The organism is Legionella sp. 39-23, from assembly GCF_001897665.1.
Taxonomy (GTDB): Bacteria; Pseudomonadota; Gammaproteobacteria; order Legionellales; family Legionellaceae; genus Legionella; species Legionella steelei.
In genome coordinates this window covers 13,494-31,491 of sequence record NZ_MKTO01000037.1, presented here as the reverse complement: position 1 = coordinate 31,491, position 17,998 = coordinate 13,494, and the positions used below count along the sequence as shown (strand labels likewise).

Genomic DNA, 17,998 nt, shown 5'->3' with positions numbered 1-17,998 from the left:
GAACAAGTAATGAGCGGAGATGTTTCAGGTGCTTGCGTCATCTGGCGTTGCATCCAGGCTACAATACAAATAAAAAAGGCGTATTATTTTAATACGCCTTTTTATGGAATCGGGGATAGACAGTAAGATTGAGTACAGTCCTTTTTACCAAGGTGGACTCCTCTGGAGTGTTTTAGGCTTCTTAGTACATGCTAAGCTTGCTCACCGCACCCTCACTCTGGCTCCCAAAGTAATAATGTTGGCTGAACAATGTGTACTGTCTATGATTCTATGATAGGCCACTCTGAGCGCTAATGCCACTTGATTTCTCGGGTTTTTTGCAAAGATTTCGTTAAAGTTGGGTTGAGGGTAATTAATGTATTGAATTAATTAGAAAAAATAGAGGCATAAGAAATTTGTGTGATGTAGCCTGGACAAAACGAAGTGAAAACCGGGTTTCTCTATATTACACCTAGGCTACAAAGCTTTAAACCATTTGCTTAACTATGTCGTTGAATACCAAAAAAAGGAACAGCCATGTAGGCTCTTCTTGTCGCATATTTTTGAGGCGCTTTGCCTGTTTGTAGAAAAATTTGGGTATAGTAAAGTTTACCTTGTTTGTCACGAGCAACGCCTATTCCTGTTAGATTATAGTTACCTACAATATTTCTTCTATGCCCTGGACTACGAACCCATTGGCTGACTACGATTTGCGCCGTTTTATAGTTGTATGCAACATTTTCAGCACCACCACCCGTATTTTTAATTTGTGAGCGCAGTTTAGCAATGCGTTTTCCAAAGTCTTGATGGCCAAAAGACATGCGGTGGCTGGCCATATCCTGAGAGTGCTGTTTGGCTTGAATTACAATATTATTATCCATGGTGAGTTTAGATAAGCCGTGTTGTTGTCTGTATTCATTAATATAAAATAAAACGGCATTTTGAATGGCGGTATCATTTCCAACATGCTTTGCTGCAGTGGCTGCATAAGCACAAGGTAATAAATTAAAAAAGATAGAACTTAAAATAATTATTCTGGTTTTTAAAGACATAAGCATTCTCTTTATGGAAAAACAAAAAGAAGGGAATGGTGACTAAAAAAAAAACATTTGTCTAGAGTCAATAATGAATTAAATGAAATCAAAATAAAAAAATAATATTCATTTTGATTTAAAAAAAACAAACCGTTCAACGAGTAAGTTAATGACTTAAATTGGCTATGGCGTCTTTTAAATCTTCAACTTCACCGGAATAATGAAAGTAAATTCGTTTTTTTGAGCAGTCTATGATGCACAGTGGTTCTTGTGGCTGATCACCAAATTGTTTGAATATCCAGAATATTCCATCACTATGCTGGTTTTCTATTTCTTTTAACAAGTCCACCATTTTATCATTTTTCAAGGCAGAATGTGGGCAATTCAAACCTGATGTGCCATGGGTTATTTTATAGGCGTAATGTTGTTCTTTCATGATAATACTCCCTGCAAATCAATAGAGAAGTAGATCCATTTTGATTACATTATAGCTTACGAAAGGCCACATTTGGCATTCAAATCTGACTTTTTCCAAGATTGTTACTTGTTGCTAAAAGACAGGGGTTTTGTAGTTCTGCACCCAGGCAACAAAAACCAAGAGGTATGGGTCCGGATTAGAGTAGCGTAATCCGGGGGGTTAGAGGTTCACAGACAATCCTAAGAGCACTGCATGTAATGTGGGTATGCTTGACAGCTGTTCTTTTTTAGAGCAGTTATCCAGATGAAAGTTTGGCCCATTTCCACTAAATATTCCTTGGTACAATAAGTTCAAACTTGCCAATGCGGTAATTGGATAACCAAAGCCGGCTTGTACTTCACCTGCTAATTGAGAAATGTCATTTAGAGGCTCATTCTCATCTCGCCAATGTCTGTAGGCAAGCCCACCTTTAAGTTGGGCAAAAAAAAGACTATTTCCCAAGGGATCACTTTTGGTGGTAATTAATAAATCCAGGGTAGGAGCAAGAGTGGTTTGCATTGGTATCCATTTTTTAAGCGCGTGGAACGTTTCTCGGGGCATATTTATTTTTAATCGGGTCCCAGTTTGCAGGCCTAATTCCAAGCCTAATGCAATATTTCCTGCAAGCATCATCTCATTAGCGAGGGCTAATCGTCCTATTGGAGCACTTTTGTCTCTGGAAGAGATTTGATAATTACCGGTACCCCCACTTGCGGTAATAGACCATGGCTGATCTTGTGATGTCAGTTTAGGGAAATAATCACCAGCGAGTGCATTAAATGATAATAAAATTCCTATTATAATTAATTTCATATGCCATATCCCTAAATGAATTGTTCATAATCATACTCTTGCATGCCAATAATAAGAATTTTTTAGTTCCATCACTGCAAAAGTACCTATGGGAATAGTAAACATAAAAAACGGCAGGCACTTTCAGCATAAGATAACCGCTTTTTATTGAGTTTTGGCGGAGAGAGAGGGATTCGAACCCTCGATACGTTTCCGTATACACACTTTCCAGGCGTGCGCCTTCGACCGCTCGGCCATCTCTCCGATTCGGGCAAGCTTATACAGGTCGGATAATAAAATCAACCCTTGTGTAGGCCTAAATTCATAACTTATCTACATAATTTATATTGATATTGTATATACTATGAGTAAATGGCTCTAAAGAGACTGTTAACAGTTCATTTACTGTTGCTCTTGTGGCCGAATAAATTGTTAGCGCGCTCTACTTAAAAGGATTGAATTATGTTAGCAAAAACTTTTATTTTAATTTTGAGCCTTATTTTATCAAGTTCTCTTTGGGCTAATATTACATGTTACTACACGCTAGTTAAAGACAGTTGCTGGACAAAATATGATGTATCTGTAGATGTAATGGACGCAGTATCTGCTAAAGTCCTAACCACTGTCACCGTACCCGCTGGAAAATCTTGGATGCGACAGACTTTTCCTTGTGATGCTGGTCAAAAATTAATGTATCGAGCTCAATTTTCTCCAGTTTTTTGGGAAAGTGATAAAGGTAAAACGTATATAGCTAAAAACTATTGGTCTTTGCCAAATACAATTAATCCTGGTGATTCGGCTTGGAATGTCACAGTGTGTTATCCAAATGACTTTGCTCAGGTTCCTCTACCCCCGGATGTATCAGGTAATTGCAGTTGCAATCTTGATGATCTTCCGGCGATACCACCAAAAAAGATATAAATGGCATTATTTTTTATCTTTGTGTATGATTCTCGCTACAACATTAACTAATTTTTTAGGAAGGATTTTCCTATATTTGTTGACGGAGCGATTGATGATTACTCTTAGAAATAAAATTGGTCAAATGTTAGTTATGGGTTTTGATGGTTGTGATATTCACGACAAAAGCCCTGTTGCTGAATGGCTGTCTGCCGACGGATTAGGTGGCGTTCTGTTATTTGATCAAGATATTTCTACAGGTTTATACGGTAAGAATTTAAGAAATCAGGCGCAAATTAAACGTCTAACTCATCAACTCAATCATTATTCTTCAGAAATAAATTACAAAAACAATGAATTACCCTTATTAATTGCCATAGATTACGAAGGGGGCGCTATCGATCGTCTGTCACGAATTGAAGGATGTATGCCCACTATGAGCGCTCTCAATATGGCACAATTATCACCTGAGGCGCTTCAAGCTGAATTGACGCAAATGGCATTTACTCTAAAGTCGTTAGGATTTAATCTGAATTTCGCTCCAGTTGTTGATTTGCATTTACAAGAAGAGCAAGGAATTATTGGCAGTTTACACCGTAGTTTTTCAACAAGTCCTGATGATGTAATTCATTTGGCTAAAAAATTTGTGCATATTTTTCATCATTATGGTATTGCATGTTGTTATAAACATTTTCCTGGCCATGGCAGTGCGTTGGGAGATACTCATAAAGGATTTGTGGATGTTACTAATACATTTCATAAAGAAGAGTTGGTTCCTTATTACCAATTAGTAAAAGATATTGATAAGCCAACCTTGATTATGACGGCGCATGTCGTGAATAAACAGCTGGATAAGCAAGGACTACCTGCTACTTTATCCTATGATATTTTAAACGGTTTGTTACGTGAGACTATTCGCTATGACGGAGTCATCATTGCTGATGATTTACAAATGCAAGCCATTACAGATCATTATTCACTCGAGGACGCTCTATGCATGACCATCAATGCAGGGGCTGATATGCTTATTTTTGCGAATCAATTAGCAAAGATTACGGCTCCAGAAGTGATTGAGGTGATTGAGCGGCTTGTTTTTGAGCAAAGAATAGAGCAGCAGCGTATTGAAGATGCTTACCGTCGAATTATTCGTTTAAAACAACAAATCAAGTGCATTGAATTGGTTGATTGATTGCTGAACTTCAAAAAGTTAGAGTATCGTACATATTTACGAGAATGGATGTGAGCTCGAAAAATTAGGCTGGGCTGTTAAGCCTAGTATTTCACAATATACCGAATTTCCCCGAGAATTGCTGGGTTTAACAGCCCAGCCTACGCTTGTAAGGTTAGTTTTTCGGGCACGCAAATATAGGTAAGAGAGCTCCTGGTTTTTGCCCTGATCGTGTTAAAGACTTTAAAATCTCTTGACGAACAAACTGGATGTGTTAAAATATTTCTCACTGTACATATTTTAATCAGTTAAGTGTAAGGCTTTTATGTTAACTCACTCGCATCAAGCAAAGCATCGTTCAACGCTCACCCATTTTAAACTGGTTTCTTGTTGTTGCTGCTAATCTATTCTTTCTTATCGCTTATTTTCTTATTTTTTAAGGATCACCAACATGTGCGCAGCGCATCAACAACAAAAAAAACTCATTTTCAGTACTCCTGTGATTTATGCTTTAATGATTGGTTTGGGTATCGTTAGTGGTATGTCAAACATTGCCGTTTTGAAAGAAACTGGCCTATTAATTTCTGATTTATTTATTAAACTTTTTAAGTGTATCAGTCTACCCATTATTTCTTTATCCATCATTGTTACCTTAGCAAACTATAAAACTGATGGGTATATGAAAAAAATCTGGCAGCGTACCATTAAGTATACTTTTTCTACTACCATAGTGGCCGCTGTGATTAGTTGCTTGCTTTACATCATTATTCAACCGAGCTCAGTGCAAGTTAATTTGGATGCGCAAGCAGTCAAATCAGCGAGTAGTTTAGGTTATTTGGGATATCTGGCAAATATTGTACCTACTAATCTATTATCTCCTTTTCTTGAACAACAAGTCATGGGGGTATTGTTCTTAAGTATTATTATCGGTATTGCGACGCGCCAAATTCCTGATGAACAAGCGCGTGACACCATTACTCGTTTTTTCCGTGGTGCACACGGCATGTTTTTAGTGATGACGCGTTGGATTATTGCTGTGATTCCTCTGGGATTGTTCGGGTTTATCACCTCAACCGTGGTGCAACTGCGCTCAGGCATGGACATCAAAGGGATAGGTGAGTATTTACTGATCGTTGTTTTAGCAAATTTAGTCCAAGGTTTTGTGATCTTACCTTTATGGCTAAAAAAGAATAAGATTCAGCCTTTTGCTGCAATGCGCGCCATGCTGCCTGCATTATCCGTTGCCTTTTTTTCTAAGTCTTCTGTAGGGACTTTACCTGTCACGATGAATACTATAGAAAATAATTTACAGGTAAAGCCTGCTGTAAGTCGTTTTGTTCTACCTTTATGTACCAGCATTAATATGAATGGTTGTGCTGCCTTTATTTTCGCTACGGTGATTTATTTAATGCAGAATCATGGTATGCCAATTTCCTACGGCACAATGGTTTTATGGGTATTTGTTGCTACTGTTGCTGCGATTGGTAACGCTGGGGTTCCCATGGGATGTTTCTTCTTGAGTATTAGTTTATTATCCAGTATGAACGTTCCTATTGTCCTCATGGGCGTCATTTTACCGTTCTATGGTTTAATTGATATGTTGGAAACTGCTTTAAATGTTTGGTCTGATGCATGTGTGACTAAAGTTGTGAATGATAAAGCAATTGCCGAGGAGCAAGGCGAGTTAAAGCCCCGCAAAGTATCGCCATATGAGCCTGAACTAGGTTAATTCATTAAGACAAATGTAGCCTGGGTGATGCGAAGCCGAACCCGGGTTCCGCTTCGCATCACCCAGACTACAATTTCTACATTATTCAATAATTCACAATGCCACTTGCTCATTATCCATTTTGCCAGGATTTAAACATCTATGGTTTTCATAAGGCTCACAATAATGTGCAAAGTATTGTTTAAAGTTGGATACAAATAGCTCCTCATTATTCTCCATGATAAAAATTTTTTCGGGTTGTAATTCAGTATAATTTGAATCCCTTAATACCGCTTTATAAACGGAGCTTGCATGAGAGGAAACCCATTTGTCCAGGAAAGGAAGTATTTTATTTGGATCATTAGTAAAGAAATTTTGATAGATATCGCTAAATAATTTAGCTCTCATTTCATAATTACTTTTGAAATAGAAATTGCTGCGGTCTTTGTGATACTCGATGAAAGGAGGTCTATTGGGTTTTTTTTTCATTCCTGCTGCAAATTCTAAGGAAATGACGAGGCCTTTTGCCGACTCAATTTTATATTTTGTTCCCAATAAATCTGTGCCATTGTATTCGCGGAGATAGGATTCCAAATATGCAACTGCTTCATCACTTAAAGGATCAAAATAACTGCTAATAATAAATTGAGTTGCTAATTTAGTTTCGGGGTTATAATGACAACTAATATAAATTGCATAAGTAAATTGCTCGTTCACTATGTGTTGGACTAAGATTTTATCAATTTGGTTATGCACCTCATCACAAGGGAGTTGTTGATTCTCTATGTCTTGTTCCATACGAATGACTTGCGTTGGGTAATCAACGCTGCGGACAAACGATTTATTTTTTTTTAAGTATTCTAGTTCATTTGAATAAGTGAGGGTTTTGTTGTTTTGATTCTCCGGGTTTTGTGAAATCGTCAAGATGGTCGCATTATCATGAGTCTGACTGAAAACATATTGTGGCATTAAAATAAAAAGAGCAAACAAATAATTAACTTTCATAAAAAACTCCTTTTTTGTCAGCCCAGTATTGCATCCTGCAAGTTCTAAACTTTTTGGCTGGGTTATTTTGAGTATAGTTGAGTGGATGGAAATTACTCTCAATGTTCATTTGTTTTCAGAAGAGATTTTTCTAAAGAGTTTGGTCTTAAAAATTACACAGAACTTAGGGTCTATTTTTTACCTGGTGGTATTGGAAATGACTTACAGTAATTATAAAAAGTGATGGCAGACAGTTCTATACAAATAGAACAAATGTGATAATATTTAACCGAATATACTTCAATGGAGATTGAGGTTAGTTTCCAGACTTTCTATATATTTTAAATTTTTAGGGAATAAAATGACAAAAATATACGCAATAGTTAAACCTGCCTACAGTAAGATGGGTGATAGTTTTACCGATTGGGCTTCATACTTAGTTTCTCCTCTGCACACCTTAGCGTATGAGCAAGTTTGTGGATACTCATTAGGTCATGACGTTTTGTTTTCTGATACGATAGAAGAGGCTAAAAAGATCTTAGAAGATGGAATTAAAGGTACAAAACTAGAGGCCAATACTGCAACTCAAAAAGCCATTGTAGAGTTAGATGCTGATGATGAGGGGAATATCACAGGGTTTAATAAGATTTATACACCCAATTTTGATAAGCGCTTTGAACAAGCTGAAGATCGCCTTTTTAAGGCTGTGCGAGTTCCTAAATGGAGTGAACGAGCAATTGACGCTAAAAATGATGTGACACCCGACGCACTTACGGAAATGATTATTCAGTATGAGCAGAGCAAAAAAGCAGTTGCTGAAGTAAAACAATAGGTGTTTCACTGTTCATGAATGTAGCCTGGGTGAAGCGTAGTGTAGACCACGTCATCCATGTAGGTATTAGGTAACTCGTTAACAAAAATAGCACAAGGCTGGGCTGCTAAGCCCAGTATTTGCTGAGTTAATTCTTACTTTCCAAGATGTCCATCATGAAACTCCTACGAAAAGTCCAATTAACAAGTGCTTAGCCATTGATCTTAAGAAAGAAATATATGGGCATTGTTACATGCTGGGCTTATCAGCCCAGCCTGCATTTATTTACCTGTGGATGTTAAATTTACATCTTCTCAGGTAAAAATCCTCCAGCTTGCATCTTCCACATGCGGCTGTAATGACTTTGTATCTTGATCAGCTCCTCATGTGAACCATCTTCAATAATACGACCCTTTTCAAAAACCAGGATGCGATCCATTTCGGATAATGTAGAGAGTCGATGTGCAACCACAATGGTTGTTCTGCTTTGCATTAACACATGCAATCCGTCCTGAATTAATTTTTCAGTTAATGAGTCTAAGGCTGAGGTAGCTTCATCTAGAATCAGAATTGGCGCATTTTTCAACAGGGCTCTAGCAATAGCAATCCGTTGTCGTTGTCCTCCTGATAATTTAATGCCACGTTCACCAACTAATGCATTATATTTTTCAGGAAGTCTGGAAATAAACTCATGACAGTGTGCTTTTTTTGATGCGGCAATAACTTCTGCATCTGTTGCATCAATATGACCATAACGGATGTTCTCTATTAAAGTGCGATGAAATAAAGTCACATCCTGCGGAATCATTGCGATATTTTCACGTAATGATTCTTGAGTGACATCACGAATATTTTTTCCATCAATCAAAATTTGTCCTGACTCCACATCAAACAAGCGAAGAATCAAATTGACAAAAGTACTTTTTCCAGACCCAGATAAACCGACCAAACCAATTTTTTGTCCAGGCTCAATCACAACGGATTTATTTTTAAAAAGATGGGCTCCTTCATCATAGTGAAAGCTCACGTTTTTAAATTCAATACGACCTTGAGTGACAACTAGCGGTTGTGCATTGGGTTTATCCATGATCTCATGAGGTTCTGAAATCAGGGTTAGGGCTTGTCTGCATTTACCTAGTTCTTCTGCAAAATGCACGAATTGGCTTGCCAAATACCATAAATTATAAAAAATGCTGATTGATAAAGAGATAACGAAACTGAAATCACCAATGGATACTTGGCCTTTACTGTACATAACGACCAGCATATATAAGTTGGCTGCAATCAGCACAATAATACTTATATCCCAATAGGCACGCATTTTCAGGATACTCCATTGCATGGTCTGATCCTTATCTGTGGTATCCTGAGTTGCATTGCGAATGACTTGGTTTTCAAAGGCAGCTCTGGAAAACAAGCGTAGGTTGGTGATATTGCTAATGCTATCAACAATTTTTCCGACTAAAGTGGTTTTACTGGTCGCAAAAAAATTAGAAAGATCTTGAACTGGTTTGAAATAAACGATTGCGACACCCAAAAAAGCAATGGCCCAAATAAGTAAAATCAATGCAAATATCGGTTGCACAAGCAGCAAGCTGATAATCGCAATAATAAGACCGACAATTTGTGCTGCTGCATCATCGATGGTTGTAAAAATCGCGATGGTGCCCGCAGTCATATCCGAGATTTTATTGGATAGACTGCCCGCAAAGTTATTTTGGAAAAAACGATGTGAATGCTGATTCAAATAAGCAAACATGTGATTAACCAGATCATATCGTATGTAGGGAAATAGCTTTAATCGTAGCCAATCCGAAAGACGCATGTCTACGGCAATTAACACCCACAACGCGATATATAAAATGACATTAGGTTTGATGGCATTCAATATAGCTGATTTATCACCAGAAAATGCGGCAACCTTATCAATAATTAGTTTTAATACATAAGGAGCGAGTGCGTTATTGATTCCCCAATAAGCAGCTGTGAGCAATAAACCAATAACATACCATCTGTATGGTTTTATAAGGCTCAGGAAAAACTTGTTTAGTGACATATTGTTTTTATTCATAATTTTTACTCAGTTTTGGGTACAACTATAAAGAACTTAATAGTCCATCTTTAATTTCATACCGATCAGTGACCTGGATAGCATTCAAAAAATCAGCATCATGGGAAATAACAATCATGGCTCCAGGATAAACCTTGAGCACCTGCATGACATGAGCGCGTGTTTCTCTATCCAGGTTGTTTGTCATTTCATCCAAAATAAGTATTTTGGGCATCATTGCCGCAATCTGTGCCAAGGAGAGCCTAGCCTTTTCTCCACCTGATAAGGTGGAAACCAAAGCATTAACTTCTTCATTTTTGCTAAATAAGAAATCATTTAGATGCTCCCGGATTTCAGTATAGGATTTATTCATAAAGAAACTGCTGATTGTTTCCCATACGGTTTTATCTGCTGACAGCGTTGTGTAATGTTGATCAAGGTAGCCAATCTCATAAGCATGAGGGACAGTCCAATTTCCTGTTTTTATTACGGACGGATTATCCAAAATGGCTCTGAGCAAAGTGGATTTTCCTGAACCATTATTACCACCAATTGCAATTCGATCTCGTGCTTTGATTGAGAAGCTCAATTCGCGCAAAATAGGATTTTTTTTGTCATAACCGATAGTGCCATCGCTGATGGTTACCAACGTTTGCTTTGTTTCTACTCCATGCATTGCAAATTTAGGATGAATCGTTTCAGGTATGTAAAGCTCTGATAAACGTTGGCTCAATTCTTGTTTCTTATGGCTGATGGCGCTTTTTTTGCGTCCAGAAGTCTCTTGTGCATTCCGCGCTTTGCTGTTTGAAACAATGGTTGGCCATTTCCTCTGCTGAATGTGCTTTTCACCTTGAGCTCTACTGCTTTTGGCTCGGGTTTGTTCTTTCATCATATCTGCATGCAGTTGTTTTTTTTGACGTATCAGCTCTGCAAATTCTCCTTCAATTGCGTTGCGCTGAATGGTGATTTCCCGCAAGTAATCTTCATAACATCCTGTAAAGACGTGCACTTTACCATGCTCAATATGCCAAATAGTATCTACTGTGGATTGCAGTAACTCGATATCGTGAGTCACCATAATCAAGGTTCCTTTATAATCAGAAAGCATTCTCATCAAAGAATGTCGATTTTTACGATCCAAGTGATTACTGGGCTCATCAAGCATTAAGAGATTTGGATCAGAAGCCAATGCGCGTGTTAATAATTTTTGAAAACGTTGTCCTCCACTTAATGAGTTATATTCTTCTATGACTTGTGGGACATAACCAATATTCAATGTGTGTGGAAAATGTATGTCACCATCAGTTGGTTCAAGTAATCCTGCAAGTAATTTGAGCAGGGTTGATTTTCCAGTGCCATTACGTCCAATAATCGCAATGCGACTGCCGTTGGAAACTTGGCCACTAAAGTCCACAAAGCATGTTTTGTGGGGGAACGAAAGACCAAGATTTTGAAATCGAATAGGCTTGTGCATCATGTAATTCTCTTAAGTATTCTAAATGGGGCAGTGTTTTTGACTGCTTCCGTTATTGCCCTAGGCGTAGGGTGTACTTAAGAAATTATGTCCATGATGTGTTTAAGCCTCTTAGAGATGTGCTTGTTTGATATTGAGTACAATTGTAACCGATTGCATGATTATATGTCAATATTGTATTTATTGATTGGTTTTGTACATGAAAACAAAGAAATTTGTCATGCCCGTGCGTGCGGTCCAATTAGCCATAAGTTCCGGAACCGTTCGGGCTGAGGAGGCGCGTCAGCGCCATCTCGAAGCCTTAGAACTTAATTAAACGTTTGGAATATTCTGATAAAGCTGTCCAATCACCATTAATAAAAGCCTCTTTTTTTCTTCGACTCCATCCCTTAAGTTGTCTTTCAGCAGCTAATGCTTCTTCACGAGTTGGAAAGTCTTGTGTATAAACTAACTGAATAGGCAGTTTTGTACTTGTATAACATCCAGGGATCAATTTATTTTGATGCTGAAATAGACGATTGTCCAAATTGTCTGTATGTCCAATATAATAACTGTTGTCTTTACACTTCAAAATATAAACCCAAAACATAGTTATTCCTGGTTGGCTTGTTGAAATAGGCTTCGAGACGGCGTAAACGCCTCCTCAGCCCGAACGGTTCTGATTGCTCATAATAACATCACAATTTTCAATAAAAACTTAAAGCTAATTGGAAGTAGCGCTTGCGTGGACATGACAAATTTTTTTGTCGTGTTTTACATGCACAGAGAACTTTCGTGGGAGGATGTTCTATACTGTTTCTTCCAGATGTGGAATCAGCTCTTTACAATGCCGCATGACCCTTTGTTCCTCAGGAGGTAATTGCCAATAATCACCGTATTGTTGGATGAGAAAAGCTTCTGCGTTTCGAGGGATATTAAATTCTTTAGTTTCAAATGCAACGCGTTGCAAAGGATAAATTTCGTCTTTTTTAATTAAATTTTTGCCGACACAATTATAACCTCGTCCTACATATGGGCTGTGGCTGGTATTGGCTTGATGGATAATTTTTTGCAAACAATACTCAAGCAGCGGTTTAGGCAAAAATGAGGCGATAAACTTATAGAGGATAGGATAGTGACCTATTTTTACTTTACTGTATTTGGTGCTTAATAAGCGTGAGAGTTTTTTAGCATAGAATTTATATCGCTTTCGTTGTTTAGGGTCTACAGGCATGCTGTCGTAGACAAAAACATCAATAAAAATACCTTGGACGTAAGGCTCATTACCTTTTTCGTGTTTTTCAATGAAGCGACTGGATCGATCCCTGATTTTTAAAGGGGTTGCCATATTAAAGTAACCTGGGTCACTATGGACGGTTTGTAACCACATCCAGTGTGGAATTTCTGCAGGGGCAACACGTAGAAACAGTTCATAACTGGCACGTGGCATAGCAATATCCACATCATCATCCCAGGGTATGAATCCTTGATGGCGAACGGCGCCTAACAGAGTTCCTGCATCCAGCCAATAATCCAAATTGTGCTTCCTGCAAATGGAATCTACTACTTCAAGCATGGCAAGCATTTTGAGCTGTGCTTGGCGTAACCTGCCATCATGAAATGCAGTATCTGCAGAATGTGGATTTGAGTTTTTTGCCAATGTCATAAACTATTATTCTTTTTATAATGACAACTGCGGATATAGTAACAAAATAATTAAGAATCATTAACCATCATGACACAAAAACTTAATATTAATGCTTTAAAACGTATTCTCAATGAACCGAAATGGTATTTAACTGATTAAAATTCTTTTCCATTTTTTTGGCTCCCGCGGCCGATTCTGTTTGATTAAAAAACCTAAATCTTCCCGTTGCAAGGTAATGAATACCGCCAACTAGAGGGTAGAGCACTATTAGAGAGCAGAAAGCAACAGCTATTTCGGCCCAAACATAATTATAATCACGATGAATATCCAGCAGTTTTTGGTTGTCTTTTACGATTCTTTTGCATTGTTCGCTACACTCAACTAAGGCCTCTCTTTGTTCTTGGGAAGGCTTCATCGCCGCATCATATGTCTTCTGTCTTAAGTCGTGTACCAGATCACAAAGTTTTTTTCCTTCCGCTTTTTGCTGCGTGTTCATCAGGAATTTTCCTTTATTTTCTAGGAGACTAAAATAGTCACAAATATCGTTAAACAGCCTTTGTTTTTCTAAGTGTTCTGTAATAATGGGATAAGGAAAGGTCTGAAGATCAATGTGGTGTTCGATTAGCATATCATGGCATTGTTTGACAGTGTGTTTAATCAAAGTTAGCTCATTCGAACTTGAATGTTTTACCGCTTCCAATAAATTATTTCGCAATTCTTCCGCTAATTCTTTATGTGTTTTTGCTAACTCTTTAAGATAAGAAAGCATGCGATCCAATTGTTTTTGGAAGCTTGGAATAGGGGATAAAACTACTTCATCAAGAATAAGGTAATCAATTAAGTGAGCGGATCTGCTCTCTAATAATCGATTAATCTGTTCAGGTCTGTCCGGTTCGTATAACCACATAATCTCGAAGATATAGCTGAAGTCTTGAACATCAAAATTGTAGTTTTTGATACTTAAGTCGGGGCGATAAGATGCGAGGCCAAAGTCAATGATGTTTGCTGTAAACGGGTTTTGTAATGATTGGGGATTATAAGCTACTAAAATGTTTCTCGTATGAAGATCCTTATGCAGAAGTTTTTGCTCAATAAGTTGTTCTTTGATTACATGCGCCAATGTTTTAGTTAACTCTAATTTTTCTTGGCGGCTTAGTGGATGTCTTCTTAAAAGGCTAGAGAGGGTTTCTCCTGGCATTTCTTTCATCACGAGAAAGGGCCCGGTTGGTGCTTTAACATGCAAATGTTTGGCATAACGTGCAATTTGATACTCATATAGAGCACTGTTAGAATATTGATATTTGACCACTCGATGCTTGTCTTTAGCCTGGAACGTATTTGTTTTTCCAAGGCTTATTGTGCAGGAAATGCGAAACACGGCCCCAAATGCCCCTGATCCCAGGCATGTTGGGGATATCATTTCATAGGCGCATCCTCGGGTTGCATTTTTTCTTTGCCTTGCGAAAACGGTTTGTTGGAATGTAAAAGAAGTACCATTGTAGTGATATACTTCATTGGGTTTCCAAAACGCCTTCCCTATACGACGCTGAGACTCTAGAAAATTCCAAATCCATTCATTATGTGCAATATTTTGCGAATCTATAACTATAGGCATAATGTGGGTATAAAATATGGCCAAATTGGATTGTAAATTGATTCCTGCGCAATGTGTTCAAATTTTACATTTTTGTTATAAACTGACATTAAATATCTGATAAGGAAAATCATGGTGCAGTTATTTACTGATATCGGTCCGATGTTGATTCAATATAAAGAAGCCGACGCTCAAGCGCGACAAGCCATGATGCGGAATAAAGTTGCGGACATTAAAAAGCTTTCGGGGCAGGTGACTCATAAGCGTCAGGCAACAACGCATTATGCAGTATTGGCTTATGCAGCGACCTTGATTTGCTATGCGGATGTGTTGCAACGTATCGAGAACCAACAGTATTTTGAGATTTTATTCGATTTTTATAATATGGAGATGGATGAAGAATTAAATGCTTGGTTTGAGTTTGGTAAAATTCCGGGGCAGATGCGATTAAAACATCCACTTCATGAGTACACCTTCGCGATTTGGGAACAATTTCGTACAGCACAAAAGAGACATCTGGAGAAAACGAACAAATCTCATCTTTTTAATTTGGATCAACTTGATATTTCTCATCCTCCTGCCAATCAATTATACCCAATTCAGATTCAAATGGGCGGAAAGCTTAACAATGAGGCAGTGGATAGAATTAATGTCAATGCACAGGGACAAATTCGCTTTGCCAAGCATCATGGTTTTTATCTCCTACCTGGAGGTGGGATGATTGAACTAAGCAACGCCGCTAAAATGGATGCTTGGGAGCGAAAAATGTTAGAGGAACATCTGGAAGAAGAGCATGCCAATCTTCATATCAAAGCAGCTGAACTCTATGATCAATTAACTGCAGATGATTTTAATAGCGCATTAACAAAAGCATTATCAAGCAAGCAAGCCCAATCTTTGCCTGCAGAGTTACGCCGTTGGTTGCAAGAGCACATTTTAATTGCAGGAACTCATTCAGTTCGTTTAAAAAAAATAGTCGCTGAACTGGATAGACACATAGAGGCCCATCCTAAAGAAAGGCAAGTGCGGGAGCAAAATACGTTCAGGACATTGATTGAACTACGCGCTATGGTGCAAGTCATACCCTTTGAATTGACCCCGTTATTTAGGGAGGCATGTGCGTACCTAAAGAAAAATACTCTTTGTGTGGATATTCAGCAGTATCTGGATACTCGCGTACTGGGTGGGTCACAAACATCTCACGCGTTTATCATGACGGGGCAACCTTTGGAAGATTGGTTGCAGGTGAAGTTTAAAGGGGTTGGCGGTGAGTTTGGTGATGATATTTCAGGATCTACAATTGAACGTCTGACCTTATTTGATGCGTTGAGCGTGTTTAGAAAAATAAAATTTTCCCACATCTTGATTGGACTTGCTGCTTATGAGGAATGCCTCAATCAGGGGACATTGCTTATAGAAAACATTTGGAATGAGGCACGATTTGCACAGGTTCGTGAGGTGATGCTTGAGGAAGCAACTCAATTTATATAGATAGCTCTTGTTGTCTTGGTGCTTCGTAGCCTATGTGCAGCGTAGCGAAACCCAGGATTAGTAGATTTACACCTGTTCGATCCCCGGACTCCGCTGTGCGACATCCAGGCTACAAGATGTCAGTTGATCTTTTAATTAAGTAAGCATTGATTTATCAAAAATTAAAAACGAAAATAAGCGTCCAACTGTTCTCTGGCACTTATTGTGTGAAATGAGTCTTTTATGTCAGACACTTTAAATCGTTATTATTTACAGGCTATGGGAATTGATCTCTGGGAGCTACGTAGCTCGCCGTCTTCGGATACACAGGGATTATCTGTTTTAGCTAAAGAAGTTGCTGCCTGTACTCGCTGTTCTTTACATAAAACGCGCACACAAACCGTTTTTTGCCGTGGTAGTTCCAATGCAAAATTGATGATTATTGGTGAAGCCCCAGGTTTTTATGAGGATCAACAAGGGTTACCGTTTGTGGGGAAAGCGGGAAGTTTACTAAATCACATGTTGCAGAGCATTGAGATGATGGAACCAGATGTCTACATTGCCAATGTATTGAAATGCAGACCACCCAATAACAGAGATCCGCAGTTGGAAGAAATTACTCAATGTAGTTCTTATCTTGCACGTCAAATCGAGCTGATTCAACCGCATTTGATCTTGGCCCTAGGGCGCTTTGCGGGGCAATTCTTACTGAATAAGCCTCTGCCTCTAAAACAATTGCGTAATACACTACATCGCTACAACAACATCCCTTTCGTCGTAAGCTATCATCCTGCATATCTTTTACGAAACCCAGCCGATAAGAAAAAGGCCTATCTTGATTTGTTAACAGTTAAAAAAATGTTAGCAGAGACGAGTAACTAAAAGATTTTTCTGTATAAAAAAACATGTTTTTGATACGTATTTCTACGTATTGCTGCAATTTGAATACGTTTTTATACTATAAGTAGATTCAAAGCTTATTAGAAGCCACGCATGGGAGAGAATGATGAATCAACCTAAACGTATTTTTATTGTCGGTTTACCTGGTGCTGGCAAAGGCTTATTTGCAAAACTTTTGGCTGAAAAACTGGGTTGGCAGTTTGTCGATGCGGATCTAGGAATAGAGTATCATGTCGGACGTACTTTAAATGAGATTTTTAGTGCAGAGGGACTAAAGGAGTTTTACCAATGCCAAAAAGAGATATTGACAGCACTGCAAGCAAAAGAACATATTGTAGCAGCCACGGATGCAAGCATTGTCTGTAACGAAGGTATTCGACAATTGTTGTCTGCCGAATTTGTCGTATTTTTACAAGTAAGTACTGCCGTACAAATAGGGCGTGTTTCACGAAATCCCATGCCATTATTAACCACTGATCTCCAAACCTTTTTTGATACGCTACACCTGGAGCGAGACCAATTATTCGAAAATCTAGCGAACATCTCTCTAGATACCAATGATAATGCATTAGAAGAACATGTATTCAACGCCTTGAAGCATGTTACTGAAAATAAAACAGAAAAAAACCCGCCAATTTTCTTAAATGAAAAGGATCTAGTTCTTTTCCATAAATCATCGCATATACCAACACGTTTGTCAGCACAACAAGCAGTCTGTCTACGATTACTTGCACAAGGAAAAAGCTCAAAAGAAATTGCACGAGATATGCATATTTCATATAGAACTGTAGAAGGAACTTTAGCGAAGACCATGGAGTTATTAGGCTGTGCTTCCAGTAAGGAACTGATTGTTTTATACCATGATAAGCCTTGAGTAAAGCTGGCTAAAAAAATATAACTCCAGTTGTAGCCTGGAGGAAGGTGCAAACATAACCTTGAAAATTTCTGGCATGGAGCTTTCTTTGTTCTGCTAAAAAGAAACAACATTTTTTGTTTTTATTGAGTCAAGTTGGCTTAATTAATTCATTTTCACAACAAATAAATCAATAT

The 17,998-nt window shown here is 38.2% G+C and carries 16 protein-coding genes, 1 tRNA gene and 1 other RNA gene; 7 read left to right on the top strand and 11 right to left on the bottom strand.

The window, feature by feature from the left end; translation table 11 throughout:
• Positions 1–113 precede the first annotated feature (113 nt).
• The 5 genes from ssrS to BGO44_RS12875 form a co-directional block, all read right to left on the bottom strand.
• A non-coding RNA gene (gene ssrS / locus BGO44_RS12895) (6S RNA) lies at positions 114–265 on the bottom strand.
• Between the two features lie 214 nt (positions 266–479).
• Positions 480–1,031, bottom strand: coding sequence for a CAP domain-containing protein (locus BGO44_RS12890; protein WP_273197206.1), 552 nt, complete (start codon positions 1,029–1,031; stop codon positions 480–482).
• Positions 1,032–1,179: 148 nt separating this feature from the next.
• Complete coding sequence (locus tag BGO44_RS12885; protein WP_273197204.1) at positions 1,180–1,449, bottom strand: hypothetical protein; 270 nt, start codon at positions 1,447–1,449, stop codon at positions 1,180–1,182.
• 201 nt (positions 1,450–1,650) lie between these two features.
• Entirely contained in the window at positions 1,651–2,283 is a 633-nt protein-coding gene (locus BGO44_RS12880) for a hypothetical protein (protein WP_058509480.1), read from the bottom strand.
• 155 nt (positions 2,284–2,438) lie between these two features.
• A tRNA-Ser gene (locus tag BGO44_RS12875) sits at positions 2,439–2,526 on the bottom strand.
• Between the two features lie 198 nt (positions 2,527–2,724).
• Here BGO44_RS12875 and BGO44_RS12870 point away from each other — a divergent pair.
• The 3 genes from BGO44_RS12870 (at position 2,725) to BGO44_RS12860 (ending at position 6,059) form a co-directional block, all read left to right on the top strand.
• Positions 2,725–3,183 (top strand): hypothetical protein, encoded by a 459-nt coding sequence (locus tag BGO44_RS12870; RefSeq protein ID WP_058509481.1) that lies wholly within the window; start codon positions 2,725–2,727, stop codon positions 3,181–3,183.
• A 94-nt stretch (positions 3,184–3,277) separates the two neighbouring features.
• The gene (locus BGO44_RS12865; protein ID WP_273197202.1) at positions 3,278–4,351 is read left to right on the top strand and encodes a glycoside hydrolase family 3 N-terminal domain-containing protein; all 1,074 of its coding nucleotides are present in this window, start codon (positions 3,278–3,280) and stop codon (positions 4,349–4,351) included.
• Positions 4,352–4,781: 430 nt separating this feature from the next.
• Positions 4,782–6,059 (top strand): dicarboxylate/amino acid:cation symporter, encoded by a 1,278-nt coding sequence (locus BGO44_RS12860; protein ID WP_058509483.1) that lies wholly within the window; start codon positions 4,782–4,784, stop codon positions 6,057–6,059.
• A gap of 93 nt (positions 6,060–6,152) precedes the next feature.
• On the opposite strand, the gene BGO44_RS12855 is transcribed toward BGO44_RS12860, so the two are convergent.
• A complete protein-coding gene (locus BGO44_RS12855; RefSeq protein ID WP_058509484.1) occupies positions 6,153–7,043 on the bottom strand; it encodes an Lpg0189 family type II secretion system effector in 891 nt (296 codons plus the stop codon).
• A 340-nt stretch (positions 7,044–7,383) separates the two neighbouring features.
• Between BGO44_RS12855 and BGO44_RS12850 the strand changes: the two genes are divergently transcribed.
• The gene (locus BGO44_RS12850; RefSeq protein ID WP_273197198.1) at positions 7,384–7,854 is read left to right on the top strand and encodes a hypothetical protein; all 471 of its coding nucleotides are present in this window, start codon (positions 7,384–7,386) and stop codon (positions 7,852–7,854) included.
• Positions 7,855–8,137: 283 nt separating this feature from the next.
• On the opposite strand, the gene BGO44_RS12845 is transcribed toward BGO44_RS12850, so the two are convergent.
• From BGO44_RS12845 to BGO44_RS12825, 5 genes are all read right to left on the bottom strand, one after another.
• Positions 8,138–9,904, bottom strand: a complete 1,767-nt coding sequence (locus tag BGO44_RS12845) for an ABC transporter ATP-binding protein (protein WP_058509486.1) — start codon at positions 9,902–9,904, stop codon at positions 8,138–8,140.
• Between the two features lie 25 nt (positions 9,905–9,929).
• The gene (locus BGO44_RS12840; RefSeq protein WP_273197196.1) at positions 9,930–11,360 is read right to left on the bottom strand and encodes an ATP-binding cassette domain-containing protein; all 1,431 of its coding nucleotides are present in this window, start codon (positions 11,358–11,360) and stop codon (positions 9,930–9,932) included.
• 298 nt (positions 11,361–11,658) lie between these two features.
• Positions 11,659–11,946 (bottom strand): GIY-YIG nuclease family protein, encoded by a 288-nt coding sequence (locus BGO44_RS12835; protein WP_058509488.1) that lies wholly within the window; start codon positions 11,944–11,946, stop codon positions 11,659–11,661.
• Positions 11,947–12,144: 198 nt separating this feature from the next.
• Positions 12,145–13,002, bottom strand: coding sequence for a LicD family protein (locus BGO44_RS12830; protein ID WP_058509489.1), 858 nt, complete (start codon positions 13,000–13,002; stop codon positions 12,145–12,147).
• A 109-nt stretch (positions 13,003–13,111) separates the two neighbouring features.
• On the bottom strand, positions 13,112–14,599 hold the full coding sequence (locus BGO44_RS12825; protein ID WP_273197192.1) for a protein kinase: 1,488 nt from the start codon (positions 14,597–14,599) through the stop codon (positions 13,112–13,114).
• Positions 14,600–14,710: 111 nt separating this feature from the next.
• On the opposite strand from BGO44_RS12825, the gene BGO44_RS12820 reads away from it, so the two are divergent.
• The 3 genes from BGO44_RS12820 to BGO44_RS12810 all read left to right on the top strand — a co-directional run bounded on the left by BGO44_RS12820 (position 14,711) and on the right by BGO44_RS12810 (position 17,822).
• Complete coding sequence (locus BGO44_RS12820) at positions 14,711–16,069, top strand: hypothetical protein (RefSeq protein WP_273197189.1); 1,359 nt, start codon at positions 14,711–14,713, stop codon at positions 16,067–16,069.
• 222 nt (positions 16,070–16,291) lie between these two features.
• On the top strand, positions 16,292–16,930 hold the full coding sequence (locus BGO44_RS12815) for a uracil-DNA glycosylase (RefSeq protein ID WP_273197188.1): 639 nt from the start codon (positions 16,292–16,294) through the stop codon (positions 16,928–16,930).
• Positions 16,931–17,054: 124 nt separating this feature from the next.
• A complete protein-coding gene (locus BGO44_RS12810; RefSeq protein ID WP_273197481.1) occupies positions 17,055–17,822 on the top strand; it encodes a shikimate kinase in 768 nt (255 codons plus the stop codon).
• Positions 17,823–17,998: the final 176 nt, after the last annotated feature.

Bases quoted from the DNA above. Each gene is read 5' to 3' on its own strand.
- BGO44_RS12890 (WP_273197206.1), bottom strand. From the start codon at position 1,031: ATGTCTTTAAAAACCAGAATAATTATTTTAAGTTCTATCTTTTTTAAT.
- BGO44_RS12885 (WP_273197204.1), bottom strand. From the start codon at position 1,449: ATGAAAGAACAACATTACGCCTATAAAATAACCCATGGCACATCAGGT.
- BGO44_RS12880 (WP_058509480.1), bottom strand. From the start codon at position 2,283: ATGAAATTAATTATAATAGGAATTTTATTATCATTTAATGCACTCGCT.
- BGO44_RS12870 (WP_058509481.1), top strand. From the start codon at position 2,725: ATGTTAGCAAAAACTTTTATTTTAATTTTGAGCCTTATTTTATCAAGT.
- BGO44_RS12865 (WP_273197202.1), top strand. From the start codon at position 3,278: ATGATTACTCTTAGAAATAAAATTGGTCAAATGTTAGTTATGGGTTTT.
- BGO44_RS12860 (WP_058509483.1), top strand. From the start codon at position 4,782: ATGTGCGCAGCGCATCAACAACAAAAAAAACTCATTTTCAGTACTCCT.
- BGO44_RS12855 (WP_058509484.1), bottom strand. From the start codon at position 7,043: ATGAAAGTTAATTATTTGTTTGCTCTTTTTATTTTAATGCCACAATAT.
- BGO44_RS12850 (WP_273197198.1), top strand. From the start codon at position 7,384: ATGACAAAAATATACGCAATAGTTAAACCTGCCTACAGTAAGATGGGT.
- BGO44_RS12845 (WP_058509486.1), bottom strand. From the start codon at position 9,904: ATGAATAAAAACAATATGTCACTAAACAAGTTTTTCCTGAGCCTTATA.
- BGO44_RS12840 (WP_273197196.1), bottom strand. From the start codon at position 11,360: ATGATGCACAAGCCTATTCGATTTCAAAATCTTGGTCTTTCGTTCCCC.
- BGO44_RS12835 (WP_058509488.1), bottom strand. From the start codon at position 11,946: ATGTTTTGGGTTTATATTTTGAAGTGTAAAGACAACAGTTATTATATT.
- BGO44_RS12830 (WP_058509489.1), bottom strand. From the start codon at position 13,002: ATGACATTGGCAAAAAACTCAAATCCACATTCTGCAGATACTGCATTT.
- BGO44_RS12825 (WP_273197192.1), bottom strand. From the start codon at position 14,599: ATGCCTATAGTTATAGATTCGCAAAATATTGCACATAATGAATGGATT.
- BGO44_RS12820 (WP_273197189.1), top strand. From the start codon at position 14,711: ATGGTGCAGTTATTTACTGATATCGGTCCGATGTTGATTCAATATAAA.
- BGO44_RS12815 (WP_273197188.1), top strand. From the start codon at position 16,292: ATGTCAGACACTTTAAATCGTTATTATTTACAGGCTATGGGAATTGAT.
- BGO44_RS12810 (WP_273197481.1), top strand. From the start codon at position 17,055: ATGAATCAACCTAAACGTATTTTTATTGTCGGTTTACCTGGTGCTGGC.